At 73.5% G+C, this 16,313-nt stretch carries 18 protein-coding genes; 10 read left to right on the top strand and 8 right to left on the bottom strand.

The window, feature by feature from the left end; all coding sequences use genetic code 11:
• Positions 1 to 92 precede the first annotated feature (92 nt).
• On the top strand, positions 93 to 320 hold the full coding sequence (locus tag MJ876_RS03060; RefSeq protein ID WP_240234600.1) for a hypothetical protein: 228 nt from the start codon (positions 93 to 95) through the stop codon (positions 318 to 320).
• 91 nt (positions 321 to 411) lie between these two features.
• Here MJ876_RS03060 and MJ876_RS03055 read toward each other — a convergent pair whose 3' ends face one another.
• Complete coding sequence (locus tag MJ876_RS03055) at positions 412 to 804, bottom strand: MerR family transcriptional regulator (RefSeq protein WP_240234599.1); 393 nt, start codon at positions 802 to 804, stop codon at positions 412 to 414.
• A gap of 112 nt (positions 805 to 916) precedes the next feature.
• On the opposite strand from MJ876_RS03055, the gene MJ876_RS03050 reads away from it, so the two are divergent.
• A complete protein-coding gene (locus MJ876_RS03050; RefSeq protein ID WP_240234598.1) occupies positions 917 to 2,011 on the top strand; it encodes an alkene reductase in 1,095 nt (364 codons plus the stop codon).
• Positions 2,012 to 2,042: 31 nt separating this feature from the next.
• On the opposite strand, the gene MJ876_RS03045 is transcribed toward MJ876_RS03050, so the two are convergent.
• A complete protein-coding gene (locus tag MJ876_RS03045; RefSeq protein WP_240234597.1) occupies positions 2,043 to 2,552 on the bottom strand; it encodes a VOC family protein in 510 nt (169 codons plus the stop codon).
• A 111-nt stretch (positions 2,553 to 2,663) separates the two neighbouring features.
• On the opposite strand from MJ876_RS03045, the gene MJ876_RS03040 reads away from it, so the two are divergent.
• From MJ876_RS03040 to MJ876_RS03030, 3 genes are all read left to right on the top strand, one after another.
• Positions 2,664 to 3,872: a cytochrome P450 gene (locus MJ876_RS03040; protein WP_240234596.1), complete on the top strand. Its 1,209-nt coding sequence runs from the start codon at positions 2,664 to 2,666 to the stop codon at positions 3,870 to 3,872.
• A 69-nt stretch (positions 3,873 to 3,941) separates the two neighbouring features.
• A complete protein-coding gene (locus tag MJ876_RS03035; RefSeq protein ID WP_240234595.1) occupies positions 3,942 to 4,472 on the top strand; it encodes a flavin reductase family protein in 531 nt (176 codons plus the stop codon).
• Between the two features lie 80 nt (positions 4,473 to 4,552).
• Positions 4,553 to 5,542, top strand: coding sequence for a hypothetical protein (locus MJ876_RS03030; RefSeq protein WP_240234594.1), 990 nt, complete (start codon positions 4,553 to 4,555; stop codon positions 5,540 to 5,542).
• A 26-nt stretch (positions 5,543 to 5,568) separates the two neighbouring features.
• Here MJ876_RS03030 and MJ876_RS03025 read toward each other — a convergent pair whose 3' ends face one another.
• Entirely contained in the window at positions 5,569 to 6,363 is a 795-nt protein-coding gene (locus MJ876_RS03025) for an SDR family oxidoreductase (RefSeq protein ID WP_240234593.1), read from the bottom strand.
• Positions 6,364 to 6,440: 77 nt separating this feature from the next.
• Between MJ876_RS03025 and MJ876_RS03020 the strand changes: the two genes are divergently transcribed.
• Positions 6,441 to 7,358, top strand: a complete 918-nt coding sequence (locus MJ876_RS03020) for an SDR family oxidoreductase (RefSeq protein WP_240234592.1) — start codon at positions 6,441 to 6,443, stop codon at positions 7,356 to 7,358.
• Positions 7,359 to 7,591: 233 nt separating this feature from the next.
• A complete protein-coding gene (locus MJ876_RS03015) occupies positions 7,592 to 9,010 on the top strand; it encodes an HNH endonuclease signature motif containing protein (protein WP_240234590.1) in 1,419 nt (472 codons plus the stop codon).
• A gap of 157 nt (positions 9,011 to 9,167) precedes the next feature.
• On the opposite strand, the gene MJ876_RS03010 is transcribed toward MJ876_RS03015, so the two are convergent.
• From MJ876_RS03010 to MJ876_RS02990, 5 genes are all read right to left on the bottom strand, one after another.
• The gene (locus MJ876_RS03010) at positions 9,168 to 9,446 is read right to left on the bottom strand and encodes a DUF1540 domain-containing protein (protein ID WP_240234588.1); all 279 of its coding nucleotides are present in this window, start codon (positions 9,444 to 9,446) and stop codon (positions 9,168 to 9,170) included.
• Positions 9,447 to 9,580: 134 nt separating this feature from the next.
• A complete protein-coding gene (locus MJ876_RS03005) occupies positions 9,581 to 11,194 on the bottom strand; it encodes an ATP-dependent DNA helicase RecQ (RefSeq protein WP_240234586.1) in 1,614 nt (537 codons plus the stop codon).
• Positions 11,195 to 11,235: 41 nt separating this feature from the next.
• On the bottom strand, positions 11,236 to 12,117 hold the full coding sequence (locus MJ876_RS03000; protein WP_240234585.1) for a Cof-type HAD-IIB family hydrolase: 882 nt from the start codon (positions 12,115 to 12,117) through the stop codon (positions 11,236 to 11,238).
• A gap of 152 nt (positions 12,118 to 12,269) precedes the next feature.
• Complete coding sequence (locus tag MJ876_RS02995; RefSeq protein ID WP_240234583.1) at positions 12,270 to 12,716, bottom strand: SRPBCC family protein; 447 nt, start codon at positions 12,714 to 12,716, stop codon at positions 12,270 to 12,272.
• Positions 12,717 to 12,726: 10 nt separating this feature from the next.
• Positions 12,727 to 13,041: a hypothetical protein gene (locus MJ876_RS02990; RefSeq protein ID WP_240234581.1), complete on the bottom strand. Its 315-nt coding sequence runs from the start codon at positions 13,039 to 13,041 to the stop codon at positions 12,727 to 12,729.
• A gap of 179 nt (positions 13,042 to 13,220) precedes the next feature.
• On the opposite strand from MJ876_RS02990, the gene MJ876_RS02985 reads away from it, so the two are divergent.
• From MJ876_RS02985 to MJ876_RS02975, 3 genes are all read left to right on the top strand, one after another.
• Positions 13,221 to 14,336: an NDMA-dependent alcohol dehydrogenase gene (locus tag MJ876_RS02985; RefSeq protein ID WP_240234579.1), complete on the top strand. Its 1,116-nt coding sequence runs from the start codon at positions 13,221 to 13,223 to the stop codon at positions 14,334 to 14,336.
• Positions 14,333 to 15,283, top strand: coding sequence for a MoxR family ATPase (locus MJ876_RS02980; protein WP_240234577.1), 951 nt, complete (start codon positions 14,333 to 14,335; stop codon positions 15,281 to 15,283). The genes MJ876_RS02985 and MJ876_RS02980 overlap by 4 nt, the downstream gene beginning before the upstream one ends.
• Positions 15,284 to 15,399: 116 nt before the next feature.
• On the top strand, positions 15,400 to 16,221 hold the full coding sequence (locus tag MJ876_RS02975) for a VWA domain-containing protein (protein WP_240234576.1): 822 nt from the start codon (positions 15,400 to 15,402) through the stop codon (positions 16,219 to 16,221).
• The last annotated feature ends 92 nt before the right edge of the window (positions 16,222 to 16,313 follow it).

Raw genomic sequence — 16,313 nt, 5'->3', positions numbered from 1 at the left:
GTGGACACCCCCGGCGCCGACCACCCCCGGCGTACGGTCGGTGGTAGTTGCCGAGTGCACATGGGGGACGGATGCTGGCAGCTCGGATACACGTGTGGTTGGCGCGCCGGTGGGCGAACGAGGCCCTCGCGGCCGCCAGCGACGCCCGCCGCCGCGGCCGGACGGGCCGAGGGCACGCCTCGTCGGTGCGCGCTCTCGCCGCCGACGACGCGGCCTTCCTCGCCAGGACGGCGCTGCTGCGGCACCGGTGCGACGAGGCGCGGGTGCTGGCGCGCCGGGCCCGGGAGGAGGCCCTCGCGGTCAGGCGCCTGTGCGCGTGACGGCGGTCCCGGTCACCTCGACGGTGGTCCGCGGCGCCTCGCTACCCCCACGGCGAGGCGCCGCGGTCCAGCATCGAGAGGCCGGTGCCCGTCAGGCCGGGACGGCGTCGTCCTGGCTGCGGCGCCAGCGTCGGTTGTTGTCGATGACGACGTCGAGCGCGGCGAGCGTGCCGGTCAGCTCGGTGATGTGGTCCTGGAGGCGCTGCCGCTCGACCTGCAGACGCTCGAACGCGTCGTCGTTCGCGGCCACGCTCGGGGCGTAGGTGCAGGGCAGCAGCTCCGCGATGACGCTGCTGGTCAGGCCGGCGGCGTACAGCTGCTTCAGCAGCGCCACGTGACCGACCGCGTCGTCGCCGTAGTGCCGCTGGCCCGAGGGGCTGCGTCTCGAGACCAGCAGGCCCCTCTCCTCGTAGTAGCGCAGCGAGCGGACGCTCACCCCGGCGCGCTCCGCGAGCTCTCCGATCCGCACGACGACCTCCGTCACTCCTGTGAGCCCGCGCACATCCCTGCGCCGGGACTTGCCCCTGACGTCAGTGTCAGGTCCTAGCGTCGTCGACGGCAACTCGCCGCGGACACGACCTGAGGAGAACGACGACATGACCACCCTGTTCGACCGCTACCGGCTCGGGGAGCTGGACCTGCCCAACCGGGTCGTGATGGCCCCGATGTCACGGGTGCGGGGCACCGCGCGGGGTCTCGCGACCCCGGCGATGGCGACCTACTTCGCCCAGCGGGCCACCGTGGGCCTGCTGATCAGCGACGGCATCGGCCCGAACGTCGTCGGCACGTCGAACCCCGGCGCCGCCGGACTCCGCAGGGCCGAGGAGGCAGCCTCCTGGCGGCAGGTGACGGACGCCGTCCACGCCAACGGCGGCCGGATCGTGGCCCAGCTCATGCACGGCGGCCGCATCGGCCACCGCCTCGTCACCGGCACCCAGCCGGTCGGCCCGTCGGCCGTGGCGGCGCGGGCGTCGGTGTTCACGCCGCAGGGCCCGCAGCCCGCGCCGGTGCCCCGGGCGCTGACGACCGTGGAGGTGGGCGAGCAGGCGCGGTCGTACGCCGAGGCGGCGCGGCGGGCCGTGGACGCCGGGTTCGACGGCGTCGAGCTGCACGGGGCGAACGGCTACCTGATCGGCCAGTTCCTCTCCAGCAACGCGAACCTCCGCACCGACCGCTACGGCGGGTCGGTGCCGAACCGGATCCGCTTCGCCGTCGAGGCGGTCGCCGCGACCGTCGACGCGATCGGGGCCGACCGGGTCGGGATCCGCCTGTCCCCGGACGCGGGGATCTGGGACGTCGTCGAGGACGACGCCCCCGCGCTGTACGACGCCCTGCTGGACGAGCTCGGCGCCGTCGGCCCGGCGTACGTGCACCTCGAGGCGACGACCGACGAGGACACGATGCTCGCCCTGCGTCGTCGGTGGCAGGGCACGCTCGTCGTCAACCCGAGCACGTGGCTGCAGCGTGACGGGGCGCCGTACGGCCCGGTGGCGACGAATCGGGACCTCGCGGAGGCCTGGCTCGGCCTCGGCGCGGACCTGATCAGCTTCGGCCGCGCGTACGTGGCGAACCCGGACCTGGTCGAGCGCCTGCGCCTGCGGCTGCCACTGGCCGAGGCCGACCCCGCCACCTTCTACGGCGGCGGCGACGCCGGCTACCTCGACTACCCGGCGTACCGCCACACGGCGTGAGCCCGAGCCGCGCGTCCGCACGGCGAGACCCTCACCCGGCGTCCAGCGGGACGAGCTCGGCCGCGGTGCGGACGCCGCTCCACCGGGCGACCTCGCCGGGCAGGTCGAGGCGCTCGACGGGGGCGGCGTTCTCGTGCTCGCCCCACTGCGCCCGCGGCAGCATCCACATGACCTCGAACTCGTTGCCGTCGGGGTCCTTGCCGTAGACGCTCTTGGTGGCGCCGTGGCTGGACTCGCCGGTGAGGGCGTCGAGGTCCGCCAGGGTCCGGCGCGCCTCCTCGAGCTCCTCAATCGTGTCGACCTGCCACGCGAGGTGGTAGAGGCCGAGACCGCCGGGCTGCCGCGGCGGCTGCGCCCCGACCCCGAACAGGCCGAGGTCGTGGTGGTTGCCCGAGCGGGGCAGCCGCAGGAACGCGGCGTCCGCGCGGGGCTCGCGGGCCACGACGGTCATGCCGAAGGCCTCGGCGTAGAAGGAGACGCTGCGCTCGGTGTCGGACACGAAGAGCACGGCGTGGTTGAGGCGGACGGCGTGGACGGTCATGAGCTCCCTCTTTCGGGACGTCGGTGACAGGAGAACGGCGCCGCCCGCGATGTTGTTCCATCAAGTTCGGTCGTCGCCCTCGACGCCGCCCCGCGTGGCACACTCCGCCGCATGAGCGGCGTGTCCTCGCGCGGGGCGGTCCCCTACCTGGACCTGGCCAGCACGGCCCTCGACGTCACGTCGGCGGAGGTGCACGAGGCGCGCAAGCGGTCCTGGTACGCCGAGACGCCGTACGGCCACGCCGTGCTGCGGTACGCCGAGGCGAGCGCGCTGCTGACCGACCGCCGGTTCGTCCAGGGCAACGCGCGCTGGCCCGAGCAGAACGGCATCCACGACGGCCCGTTCCTGCGCTGGTGGCAGGAGGTGCTGCTGAGCCTGGAGGGAGAGGACCACGCCCGGCTCCGGCGCCTGCTGAACCCGGCCTTCCGACGGCGGTCGATCCAGGCGCTGCAACCGGACTTCACCCGCCTCGCCACCGAGCTGGTCGACGGGTTCGCCGCCCGCGGCGAGGTCGAGCTGATCGAGGAGTTCGCGGAGCCCTACGCCTCCCGCATCCTCTGCCTCCTGCTCGGCCTCCCGGACGACGAGTGGCACGTCGTGGCGCGGTGGGCCGACGACCTCGGGAAGTCCTTCGGGATCCGGGTCAAGGACGACCTGCCACGGATCGAGGCCGCGCTCGAGGGCCTGACCGGCTACGTCACCGCGGTCGTCGAGGACCGCCTCGCCGAGCCGCGCGAGGACCTCGTCACCACGCTCCTCCACGCGCAGACCACCGACGGCCGGCTGACCCGCGACGAGCTCGTCGTGTCGCTGGTCTTCCTCGCCTTCGCGGGCATGGAGACCACCCGCAACCAGATCGGCCTCGCCGTCCAGACCCTCCTGCGCCACCCCGACCAGTGGGCACTGCTCGCCGAGCGCCCCGAGCTGGGGCCCGCCGCGGTCGAGGAGGTGATGCGCGTCAACCCGACGGTCACCTGGGTCACCCGCGAGGCGGTCGAGGACGTCGACCTGCACGGTCTCCACCTGCCCGCGGGCAGCATCGTCCAGGTGCTCTCGCACGCGGCCGGGACGGACCCGTCGGCCGTCGACGACCCCGACGTCGACATCGAGCGTGCCTCCGAGCGGCCGCCGCACCTGGGCTTCGGCGGCGGTTGGCACCACTGCCTGGGGCACTTCGTGGCCCGCACGGACATGGCCGTGGCCCTGCCCCTGCTGGCGCGGCGCATGCCGGACGCACGGCCCGACGGGCCCGGCGAGTGGCTGCCCGTCTCGGGCAACACGGGGGCGCTGCGCTTCCCCGTCGTGTTCAGACCCACCTGAGGTCCGGTTGACCTGCAGCGCGGTCGAGCTCCTAGCGTGGGCGCGATCCCCGACGACGAGAGGACGGCGATGAGCCAGACCGCGGTTCCCCCGCCCGAGGACGGTGCCGACGCCGACGTCGCGGCGCTGTTCAAGGAGGGCTTCCGCCACCACGCCGCCGGGGTCGCCCTGGTCTGCGCCGCCACACCCGACGGCCCGGTGGGCGCGACGTTGTCGAGCGTGGCGTCGGTGAGCGCTGCCCCGCCCCTGCTGTCGTTCTCCATGGCGCGCACGAGCGCGACGGGCGCCGCCGTCCTCGCCGCCGACGCGGTGACGGTGTACCTGCTCCGGGCCGACCAGGCGGCGCTGGCGCACTCCTTCGCGGTGCGCGGTGCGGACCGCTTCTCCGCGGAGCAGGGCTGGCGTCACCGGGAGGGCTCGGACCTGCCGGTGCTCACCGACGCCGCCGCCCGGTTCACGGGCCGGTTGTCGGTCGTCGTCCCGGCGGGGGCGTCCTGGCTGGCGCTGATGGAGGTCGACGAGATCGAGCTCGGCACCGGCGGGGCGCCGCTGGTGCACCACGACCGTGCCTACTGGGCGCCGGGCCCGCTGGATGCTTGAAGCAATCTTGTATCGACCCTCGTGCCGTCCCTCTCTAGGGTGAAAGTCATCTCGGGCAGGTCGAGCCTGGGAGGCTTTCAATGGATAGACCGACGGTCATCAGGAAAGAGCATCGCGCAACCTATTACCTGTTGCGGATCGCGGTCATCGCTGCCGGCTCCTTGGTAATGTCAGCCCCTCTCCTGTCCCGGATCGGTGATGGGATCCTGCCGCCGAGCATCTCTGACTCCTGGTACTACGACGGGCAGATCGCCTTCGTCATGGGAATGGCGGCAGCGGGTTGTCTGCTCGCCATCATCCGCGGGAACACGGCGAGTGAACAGTCGCTCCTGAACCTCGCCGGGGGGTGCGCCCTAGTGGTCGGCGCGGCTGCCTGCTGGCCCAAGACGGCGGCCGGTGACCCGTTGGGACCGGACGCCTACCCCGAGGAGGTCCAGACGGCCAACACCATCAATCTCGTTGCGCTGATCGTCCTCGTGATCGCGGCAGCCGTCGTCGCCGCCCGCGTGCCGGCGGATCTCATCAACGCCGGACGGGCTCACAGGACGGAGGATCCACCCGCGCAGGGCGGAGCAGGCGGCGCACGCGTCATCCTGCGTGTCATCGAGCTTCTCTGTCCGCTGGTGGTCGGAGGCGCGATCGTGTGGTTCATCCTGGACACGGAGACGGTGGCCCGTCGTGCCCACGGGTCCGCGGCGGTCCTGCTCTTCCTCTGCCTCGGCGTCGTCGCGTTCCTGCGGACCCCACCAGGCATCTCGGTCCTGCGATGGCTGGATGACGTCCCTGTCGGCGACTCCGTCGTTCCGTCATCGAGCGACTTCTCCTTGGCGAACGGCCGCCGGTGGCCACGGATCTTCTCCGCGATCTACTCCGTCGTGGCGGTCGGCATGCTGACGGTTGTCGGCTTCGCCTTCGTCATGTTCCAGCTCGGTGCCGTCTCGGAGTGGATCATCGAGATCGAGTTCGCGCTGCTGAGCCTGTTCCTGGTCTTCTGGGTGGCTCAGACCAGGGACGCCTGGATGGAGGAGACCCCGAGCCCGAGCGAGCGCGAGTTCGCTCTGGGGACGTAGCCGTCGTCCGGGGTGAACGGAGGCGCTCAACCCCTCCGCGACAGCAGCCGGAACGCCGGGCCGATGAGACGGTCGTAGACCGCGGGCACGATGTCGAAGGCCGCGATGACGGCGTGGTTGCTGAACGCGGTCTGCAGCTCGTGGCGGCGTCCGTCGACGTGGCGGACGACGGCCTTCGCGGCACGCTCCGGGCTCATCGTGGGCGGCGGTGGGCGGTGCCCGCCCGAGCCGTCGGCCAGCGCCCGCTCGTAGATCGGGGTATCGACGCTGCCCGGGGCGACGTACGCGATCCGCAGGCCGGGCACGTCGGCGTTCTCGATCTTCAGCTGCCGGGCGAGGGCGCGGACGCCCCACTTGCTCACGACGTACGCCGTCATCCCGGGGATCGCCACGTGGCCCAGGAGCGAGCCGACCAGCACGAACGACCCGCGGCCCTGGCTGCGCATCACGGGCAGGGCGTGGCGGGCGACGGTCGCGGCGCCGACGAGGTTGACCTCCATCACGGAGCGGAAGTCCTCGGAGTCCGTCGTCACGTGGTCGCCGTACGTCACGAGGCCGGCGCAGTGGACGACGACGTCCAGCCGCCCGTGGCGCGAGACGGTCGCGGCCACGGCACGGCCCACCGCCTCGTCGTCCGAGACGTCGGCGGGCTGCACGTCGACCGAGGCGGCGCCGCGGTCGCGGCACTCCTGCGCGATCTCCTCGAGCACCTCCCGACGGCGGGCGAGGAGCACGAGGGCCGCCCCGCGTCCGGCGAGCTCGTGGGCGACGGAGCGGCCGATGCCGCTGGAGGCTCCGGTGACGAGACAGACGCGAGGCACGGGTTCCGGTGCCCATTCGTGGGGGCTCGCCTAACGGGGGCCTGTGTGGGCCTGAACACCCTGTCTAGGTTGGGGGCGTGGCCGACCGACGGATCGTGATGGTGGTGGGGGGCACGTCCGGCATCGGCCTGGCGACCGCCCGCCTGCTGGTGGAGACGGGCGAGCAGGTCCGGGTGGTGGCGCGCTCGGAGGAGCGCCTGCGCCGCGTGGCCGCCGACCTCGGGGGCGGGACGACGTGGGCGGTCGCCGACGTGTCCGACCCCGACGCGGTGCAGGCCGCCGTCGACGGCTGCGTGCGCGAGCACGGCCGTCTGGACGCCGTGGTGACCACGGCGCAGCCGATGGCGTACGGCGGCGTCGAACAGGTCCCGCACGACGTGCTCACCCAGGTGGTCGCCGTCGGGGTCGGCGGCGTCGGGAACCTCGCCCGCTCCGTGATGCCGGTCTTCCGCTCGCAGGGCGGCGGCTCCCTGGTCGTCGTGGGCTCCCTGCTCGGGGAGATCGCCGTGCCGGGCATGGGGGCCTACTGCGCCGCGAAGTGGGGGCAGATGGCGCTCGTGCGGGCGCTGCAGGTCGAGACGCGCCGCGAGCGCGGCGTCCACGTCTCCCTGGTGCTGCCCGGTGCGGTGGACACGCCGGTCTACCACCTCGCCGGCTCGTACGCCGGCAGCGCCGGCTCGGCCCCGCCGCCCATCGTCGCCCCCGAGCAGGTCGCGAAGGCCTGCGTGCGGCTGCTCGACCACCCCCGCCGCGCCGTGCACGTGGGCCCGGGCACGCTGCTCACCCGCACGGGGTTCCGGATGATGCCCGCGATCTACGACCGCCTGGCCGGCCCCCTGGTCGCGAAGGTCGCCCTCCGTGGGCCCGGCGTGCCCGACCACCCCGGCAACGTCTTCGCCCCGCGCCCGGACGGCGAGTCCGAGCGCGGCGGCTGGACCCCCGACGGCCGCCTCCGCAGCGGGCCGGGCCGCCGCGCCCGCTGGCGCCGCCGCTGAGCAGGCCGGCCGCCTGGCCGCCGCCGAGGTCGAGGTGCGAAGCCGGCCACGGCTGAGCCACGAGACCCGGTGAGGAGCACGCCGGGCCGCACCGCCGCCGGTCGAGCTTGTCGAGACCACCCGCCGATCCGCACCACCGTCGGTCGAGCTTGTCGAGACCACCGCAGAGCGCTGTGGACGGACCGCCGTCACTACCGCTACCACTGTCGGTGGTCGTCGATAGCATCGAACGCATGAGCGAAGGCGTGGACGAGGTGCAGCAGGAGCAGGAGCCGGTGGACCCGGCTGCCGTGCTCGTCGCGCTGCGCACCGCCCGCACCACCGCGGACGCTGCCGAGGCCACCCAGCTCAAGCTCGCCGTCACCTGGGCGACCATGCACCCGCCGCAGTCGGTCGAGGACGCCGCCACCTGGTCCAGCGGTCCCGGTCGTGAGCGGGCCCGGCAGCTGGCCGGGGAGGGCACCCCCGAGGTCGGGGAGTTCTGCCTGGCCGACCTCGCCACCACCCTCGGCCTCCCGCCGGAGTCCGGACGTGCCTACCTCACCGCCGCCCTCGAGCTCGCCTACCGCTTGCCGCGCCTCTACGCCGCGGTCATGGACGGACGCCTACCCGCCTGGCGCGCGCGTCGCATCGCCGAACGCACCACCGGGATCTCCCGCGCCGCCGCCGACTTCGTCGACCGCCACCTCCTGCCCGTCGCCCACCGCGCCGGCCCCGCGGTCCTCGACCGCGCCGTGGCCGCGGCGATCGCGGCCACCGACCCCGACCTCGCCGAACGCCTCGCCCGCGAAGCCCGCGACGCCGAGGGCCACGCCAAGCGGTTCCTCGACCTCGACTTCAAAGCCACCGCCGACGCCTCCGCCCAGGGGGACCTCTCCGCCACCGTGTCGCTGTCCGGATGCCTCGACCTCGACGACGCCGTCGACCTCGAGACCGCGATCCGAGCGGGCGCGCAACTACGCGCCGACCTCGGCTCCGACGCACCCCTCGACGAACGCCGCGCCCACGCCGCCGGCGACCTCGCCCGCCAGCAGCTCGGCCTCGACCTCACCACCGTCACCGAGGAGGACGGCGAGGGCAGTGCTGGGTCCCGCGCAGCGAGGAGGCCGACCAAGAACGTCAGCCTCGTCGTGCACCTCACCCGCGCCGCGCTCGACGGTTCGGGCGAGGTCGTCACCGTGCGCCACCCCATCACCGGCGAGGTCCTCACCCTCGCCGAACAGGTCCGCACCTGGTGCCACGACCCCGCCACCGCGACGACGGTGACCGTGCAGCCCGTCATCGACCTCACCCTGGACGACGACGTCGTCGAGCAGGTCGTCGGACACGGCACCAGCTACCGCATCCCCACCCACCTCGACCGCACCGTGCGCCTGCGCGACCGCCACTGCGTCTTCCCCTACTGCACCCGCCCCGCAGAATCCTGCGACCTCGACCACACCGTCCCCTACGGCGCCGGCGGCGAGACCTGCGCCGCGAACCTCGCCCCTCTCTGCCGCTACCACCACCGACTCAAGACCCACGGCCGATGGCGCTACCGCCACCTGCGACCCGGCCTGTACGAGTGGACCAGCCCGCAGCGCGAGACCTACCGCGTCGACACCCGCCCCCACGGAGGCACCACCCGCGGCTCACCCCGAGCCCCGGATTGACGGGGTCCGGCGAACAGTCGAACGAGAGGCGATGGCGCTTCGTCCTCAGTGAACGGTCGAACAACGGGTCGAGTTCGCTGCTGCCTCGAGCCCGCCGCGGGTCTCGGCCCGCGTCTCCTTGGCGTGCCCCCGCCGAGGCGTCCTGTGATGGCGCGGGTCACCTCGCGCTGTAGGTGAGACAGTCGGCGACGCCGCCAGACGGCCCGATCTGGACGCTCTCCGCGCCGCACTCGAGAGCCGAGTTGTGCACGCACTCGGCGCGGTGGCAGGCGCCGACCGTCGCCTGGGTGTCGATGCCGGCCTCGGCGGCAGCCTCGACGTACGTGCCGCAGCCGGACGTCACCGTGATGGCCGCGGCGTGGCAGTCGGAGTCGTGGTTGTAGGAGCAGCCGGTGCTGCCACAAGTGCTCACGATCGGGAGGCCCATCGTCGTCATGGGCCCACGGTGATCCCGCTCCCTGGAGCTTGTCCAGCCTGGGAAGGCTTGCCTGACCTGCGGAAACAGGTGCGGGTCAGGCGGTCTCGACGCGGTCGTCGCTGGCGCTCCTCCCTGCTCGACCACCCTGATCCTCAGCCCGTCAGCAGGTCCTTCTCCTCGGCCAGCGTGGCGTCGATCGTGCGGTAGCCGGCCTCGTCGAACAGCACCGTCACCTCGCCGTCGGTGACGTCGGTGACCGTGCCCTCGCCGAACGTGGGGTGGGTGACCGTCTCGTCCACCGTGTACGGCGAGTCGTCGTCGTGGGCGTGCTCGGCGGCGCTGCCGCTGCGGCAGGAGTCGCAGTGCCCGCACGCCTCGCCGACCTCGCCGAAGTAGGCGAGGAGGTACTCGGCACGGCAGCGGCCGGTCTCGGCGTACGCGCGGATCATGTCGACGCGGCTCAGCTCCAGCGCCCGCTGGGCCTCGGCGACCTCCCGCGCCGAGTCGACGATGGCGCTCGGGGTGGGGTCGTCCTCCCCGTCGAGGCGCGCGACGCCCAGCTCGAGCAGGTTCAGCAGCTTGCCGGTCTTGCGCCGACCGAACGGCAGGTCCTCGGCCAGGGCCGCGGCGTCGGCCTCCTCCGGCGGGGTGTCGCAGGCGGCGAGCACGCGCCGCAGGTCCGTCGCCGAGGGGACTCCCCCGGAGAAGTAGCGGCCGAGGCCGAGGTCCTCGGGGCGGTACATCAGGGTCGCGGTCGCGGGCTCGCCGTCGCGGCCGGCGCGGCCCGCCTCCTGCCAGTAGACGTCCGGCGAGCCCGGCACCTGGGCGTGGACGACGAACCGCACGTCGGGCTTGTCGACGCCCATCCCGAAGGCGGAGGTGGCCACGACGACCGGGGTCGAGCCGTCCATGAACGACTCCTGCACGGCCTCGCGGCGCGTGCGCGACAACCCCCCGTGGTAGGCGCCGACGGGCACGTCGAGCTCGCCGGCCAGGCGCTCGGCGAGCTCCTCGACCGCGGGGCGGGTGCGGGCGTAGACCAGCCCGGCCTCGCCGGCCTTCGCGTGGTCCGCGACGACGCCGACCACGGCCTCGGTCTGCTCGGCCTCGTCGCGGCACCGTCGCACGTCGAGCGCGATCTCGGGACGGGCGAACCCCGTGACGACCGTGCGGGGCGAGCGCATCCGCAGGCGCTCCGCGATCTCGGCGCGCACCGGGGCCGCCGCGGTCGCCGTGGTGGCGAGCACGGGTGGGCGGCCGAGGTCCTCGACCACGGCGCCGAGGCGCTGGTAGTCGGGCCGGAAGTCGTGGCCCCACGCCGCCACGCAGTGCGCCTCGTCGACGGCGACGAGGACCGGCCGCAGGTCGGCCAGCGCCGAGCGGACGTCGTCGTCGGCGAGCAGCTCGGGGGAGCAGAACAGGTAGCCCACCTCGCCGGCGGCCGCCTGCTCGAGGGCGGCACGCCGCTGGGCGGCGGACTCGGCGGAGCTGAGCCGGGCCGCCGCGACGGGGGTCGGCGCGGCCGTGACGGCGTCCACCTGGTCCTGCTCGAGGGCGAGCAGCGGTGAGACGACCACGACCGGGCCGTCGAGCAGGCGCCCGGCGACGAGGTAGGTCAGCGACTTGCCGGCGCCGGTCGGGGCGACCAGGAGCACGTCCTCGCCGTTGCCGAGGGCGGCGATCGTCTCCTCCTGACCGGTGAGGAGGCGGTCGTGCCCGAAGTCGTCGTGGGCGATGGTGTGGATGCGGTCGGCGAGGTCGTTCATCGCCCCGAGAGGTTCCCCGGGGCGGGGGATCTCAGTTGGTCTCAGCCCGAACGCGCGGGCAGTCCGTCGAGCAGGTGCCGCAGGACGGTGACGACGCCCTCGTCGCGGTGCGACGGCGCGGTGAAGTTCGCCCGCTCCGCCACCCCGGCCGGGGAGCCGTCCATCGCGAAGGACAGCTCGGCGGCGTCCAGCATCTCGACGTCGTTGAAGTTGTCGCCGAACACGACGGTCTGCGCGGGGCCGACGCCGAGGGAGTCCTGGAGCCGCCGGACGGCGACGCCCTTGTGGACGCCCGACGGCATCACGTCGCACCAGTGCTGCCCGGAGACCACGACCTGGACGGGGCCGCCCTGCGCCTCGTCGTACGACGCCAGCCCGGGCGCGACTGACTCGTGCGGGTCACCGGGGGTGAAGACCGCCAGCTTCACGGGGGCGTCGCCGGTGGGGCCGGGCGCGGTGAGCAGGTCGTCGACCTCGCTGAGCGCGAGGTAGTACGGGTCCACGTGGTCGAGGAAGGCGCGGTCGGTGCGCTCGACGTACGCCGAGTCGCGGCCGCACCACACGACGCCGAGGTCGAGCCCGTCGGCGGCGAGTCCGCGCAGGTGGCGGACCAGCTCGGCGGCCAGGTCCACCTCGAGGGTGGTGGAGCTCAGCTCGACGCCGTCGCGGACGACGTAGGCGCCGTTCTCGGCGATGACGACGAGACCCTCGAGCACGGGCTCAAAGGTGCTGCGCAGCGTCGCGTACTGCCGCCCGCTCGCCGGCGCGAACACCACGCCGCGCTCCCGCATCTGCTCGACCAGCGGCCAGAACGCCGCCGGCACGGCGCCGTCCTCACCCAGCAGGGTGCCGTCCATGTCGGTCACCACGAGGCGGACGTCGGCGGGGGAGGGCAGGTCGTTCGGCGCGGACACGTGCCTCATTCCCCCCAGCGCAGCCCCCGCCGCCCGAATCCGCGCGCCCCGGGTGGTCGAGCAGGGAGCGAGCCCTGGCGAGCGACCGCGTCGAGACCGCCGTACGTCGACCGGCGGTCTCGACGCAGTCGTCGCTGGCGCTCCTCCCTGCTCGACCACCGTCAGGGGAGCTTGTTCAGCTCCTCCTCGAGCTTGGCGGCCACCTTGTCGCCCAGCACCTTCAGCGCCACCGGCATCACGGGTGCGGCGAGCTTCGCCGCGGTGCCGTCCGGGACGAACTCCGCGTGGTAGGTCACCGACGTCCGGTCGGCGGCCTCGGCGGTGAAGGTGATGGTGTCGACGAGCTTGATCGACCCGGCGTCCCCGTGCAGCACGAAGCGCCCGGGGGTGGTGGCGGTCGGCGGGGTGTGCTCGACGACCTCGTAGGTCACCCGCTGCTCGCTGCCGAGGAAGCTCGAGACGTTGTGGTACGTCGTCCCGACGCCGCCGTCGCCGGACGTGCGCTCGGTGCGCACGGTCGGCGGGTCCCACTGCTCGGTCGACCGGAAGTCGGTCATGTAGTCCCAGACGCGGCCGACGGGCTTGTCCACGGTCACGGTGCGCTCCACGTCGGGCATCTCAGACCTCGATCCCGTCGACCCAGCGCTGACCCTCGTCGCCGCCCCACGCGTCCCAGGCGACCCGACCGGGGGAGGGGAAGCCCTCGCTGCCGCTCTTGAACCCCTTCGCGTCCTTGTCGACGGAGTGGCGCTTGAAGTAGGCCTGCATCTTCTTCACCTCGTCGTCGGACAGGGCCTCGCCGTTCGCCAGCTGGTGGGCCCGCTTCTCGCCGGTCTCGGTGAAGCCCTTGCCGGCCTTGCCGTCCTCGATCCACTTCACGGCGCGCTGGCCGTTCTCCTGCACGCCCTTCGGCGGTCTGTGCCCGTCGGCCACGGTCTCCTCCTGCTCGAGCCGGATGTGCTGTCGGTCCCCGAGTACCCGACCGGCGCGCGGCCAGAGGCCGGGACCGACGGACCGGCTGTGCACTGTCCAGTTCTAGAACACCCACGGCGGGGCGCGAGGGGCAGTGTGGGGCCCGTCACAGCACCCGAGGTCCAGCAGGAGGACGCGCGATGAAGACGAAGGCCGCAGTGGTCTACGAGCCCGGAGCCAGGATCGAGATCGAGGAGCTCGAGCTCGACAAGCCCCAGGAGGGCGAGGTCCTCATCCGCTACACCCACGCCGGCCTGTGCCACTCCGACGTCCACGTCGCCCACGGCGACCTCGAGGCCCGCCTGCCCATGGTGCTCGGCCACGAGGGCGCCGGCGTCATCGAGGAGGTCGGCCCCGGCGTCACCCGCGTGAAGCCCGGCGACCACGTCGTCTGCTCGTTCATCCCGAACTGCGGCCACTGCCGCTACTGCGCCAACGGTCAGCAGTCGATCTGCGACATGGGCGCCACGATCCTCGAGGGCTACCTGCCCGGTGAGCGCTTCCCGATCACCGGCCCCCGCGGCCAGTACGGCGCGATGTGCATGCTCGGCACGTTCAGCCAGTACGGCGTGATCCACCAGAACTCCGCCGTGAAGGTGGACGACGACCTGCCCCTCGACAAGGCCGTCCTCGTCGGCTGCGGCGTGCCCACCGGCTGGGGCGCCGCGGTCAACACCGCCGAGGTGAAGCCCGGCCAGACCGTCATGGTCGTCGGCGTCGGCGGCATCGGCATCAACGCCGTCCAGGGCGCGGCGATGGCCGGGGCCAAGAACGTCATCGCCATCGACCCGCTGCCCAACAAGCGGGAGAAGGCCATGGAGCTCGGCGCGACCCACGCGTTCGCCAGCACCGACGAGGCGATGGAGACCATCACCAACCTCACCCGGGGCCAGATGGCGGACTCCGCGATCCTCACCCCGGGCCTGATGACCCCCGAGATCGTCGCGGGAGGCTTCCACGGCGTCGGCAAGGGCGGCGTCGTCGTCCTCACCGGCCTGAACAAGGTGATGGAGGAGACGATCAAGCTGCCCGGCACGATCATGACCCTCTACCGCAAGCAGCTCCGCGGCAGCCTGTTCGGCGACTGCAACCCCACGACGGACATCCCGAAGATCCTCGGGCTCTACCAGTCCGGCGACATCAAGCTCGACGAGATCATCACGAAGACCTACACGCTGGACGAGGTCAACGAGGGGTACGACGCCCTCCTCAACGGTGAGAACGTCCGCGGCGTGGTCGTCCACGAGCACTCGTGAGTGACTCCCCCGCCGCCGCCGTCCCTGTGGGCGGCGGCGAGGGGGTCGTCGACCGGGGCCTGGAGACCGAGCTCCTCGAGGCGGCGCTGGCCAGTGGCGCCAACGTCGTCCTCGAGGGGCCGCCCGGCACGGGCAAGTCCACGCTGCTGCGCGAGGTCGCCCAGCACCGGTCCACGACCTTCGTCCTCGTCGAGGGCAACGCCGAGCTGACCCCCGCCCGCATCGTCGGGCAGTTCGACCCCGCCCAGGTGCTCACCGTCGGCTACGACCCCGAGGTCTTCGTCGACGGACCCCTGCTCACCGCGATGCGCGAGGGCGGGCTGTTCTACGTCGAGGAGCTCAACCGGGTCCCCGAGGAGACCCTCAACACGCTGCTCGCGGTGATGAGCGAGCGGGAGATCCGGGTGCCGCGGCTCGGCGTCGTCCGGGCCGCACCGGGCTTCTCCGTCGTGGCCGCGATGAACCCGTACGACGCGGTCGGCACCGCGCGGGTGTCGGGGGCCATCTACGACCGGACCTGCCGCATCGTCATGGGCTACCAGTCCGCCGCGGCCGAGGAGGCCATCACCGCCTCCCGCGCACCGGTGCCCTCGCCCGACTGGACCCGTCGTGCGGTGTCGATGATCCGCGCCAGCCGGGACCACCCGGACCTGCGCGTCGGGGCGTCCGTGCGCGGGGCCATCGACCTCGCCGGGCTCGTGCACCAGCTCACCGCACGCCGCGGGGTGAAGCCCGAGGACTGGTACGCCGGTCGCGACGCCGCCCGTGTGGCGCTGTCGGGACGGGTGCGCGTCGAGGAGTCCTCGCCCCGGAGCGCGGAGGAGGTCGTCGACGAGCTGTACGTCGCGGCCTTCGGGCCGGAGCCGAGCGACACCGACGCCGACCCGTCGTCCGACGGCTCGGAGGGCGGGGCGCCGCCGCCACCGGGGGGCCCGGGGGAAGCCTGAGCCCGCCCCCGAGTGGGGCGGGCGAGCAGAAGCAGAAGCGGCGGGGCCGGCGCGAGCGCACGGCCCCGCGGGCCGAGCTCGCGCAGAACCCGCGCTTCGTCGAGCTTTCCCCGGAGGTGGGTGAGCTCGACGAGGACGCCGTGCGCGACGCGGCCGCCGAGGACCTCGACGACACCCTCACCCTGCTCATGGCGATGAGCCGGGCCACCGACGAGCAGCTGCGGCGGCGCGTGGCCGGGCTGGTGCCGCGGCTGATCATCGACCGGGCGCGCTACGGCGCCCGCCACCGCGTCGGCGCCTCCCAGCTGCGGCGGGTCCGGGCCGACCGGGGCGGTGACCTCGACGTCGACTCCTCCCTCGAGGCGATCGCGGAGGCCCGGGCGTCCCGGCGCCCGCCCGCGGTGGACGAGCTCACGGCGTACGACTGGCAGAAGCCGCGGACGGCGATCTGCCTGCTCATCGACCGCTCCGGCTCGATGGAGGGCACGCGGCTGGCGACGGCCGCGATGGCGGCGGCGTCGTGCGCGCTGCGGGCGGAGCACTCGCGCACCGAGCTGTCGGTGGTCGCGTTCGACTCCCGCACGCAGGTGCTGCTCGACCTCGCGGCCCCGTGCCGTGCCGACGTGGTCGTCGACCGGGTGCTGGGGCTGCGGGGCTTCGGGACGACGTCGCTGGACGCCGCCCTGCGCGCCGCCGAGGCGCAGCTCGCGGGGGCCCGGGCGAACCGGCGCATCACCCTGCTGCTCTCGGACTGCCGGGTCACCGACGACGTCGATCCCCTCCCGGCCGCGCGGGCACACGCCGAGCTGCTCGTCGTCGCGCCGGCCTCCGACGACGAGGAGGCCGTCCGCTTCGCCCGCGCCGCCGGCGCCCGCGTCGCCTCGCTCGACACCATCGACGGCCTGCCCGGCGTCCTCGAGGGGCTGCTGGCGCACTAGGCCCCTCAGGTGGCCCCTCAGGTGGTCGAGCAGGGAGCGAGCCCTGGCGAGCGACCGCGTCGAGACCGCCGGCCGGTCGGCGTCCACATCCT

Source organism: Nocardioides sp. CFH 31398 (assembly GCF_022436705.1).
Lineage (GTDB): Bacteria > Actinomycetota > Actinomycetes > Propionibacteriales > Nocardioidaceae > Nocardioides.
This window is presented reverse-complemented; position numbering and strand designations above follow the sequence as displayed.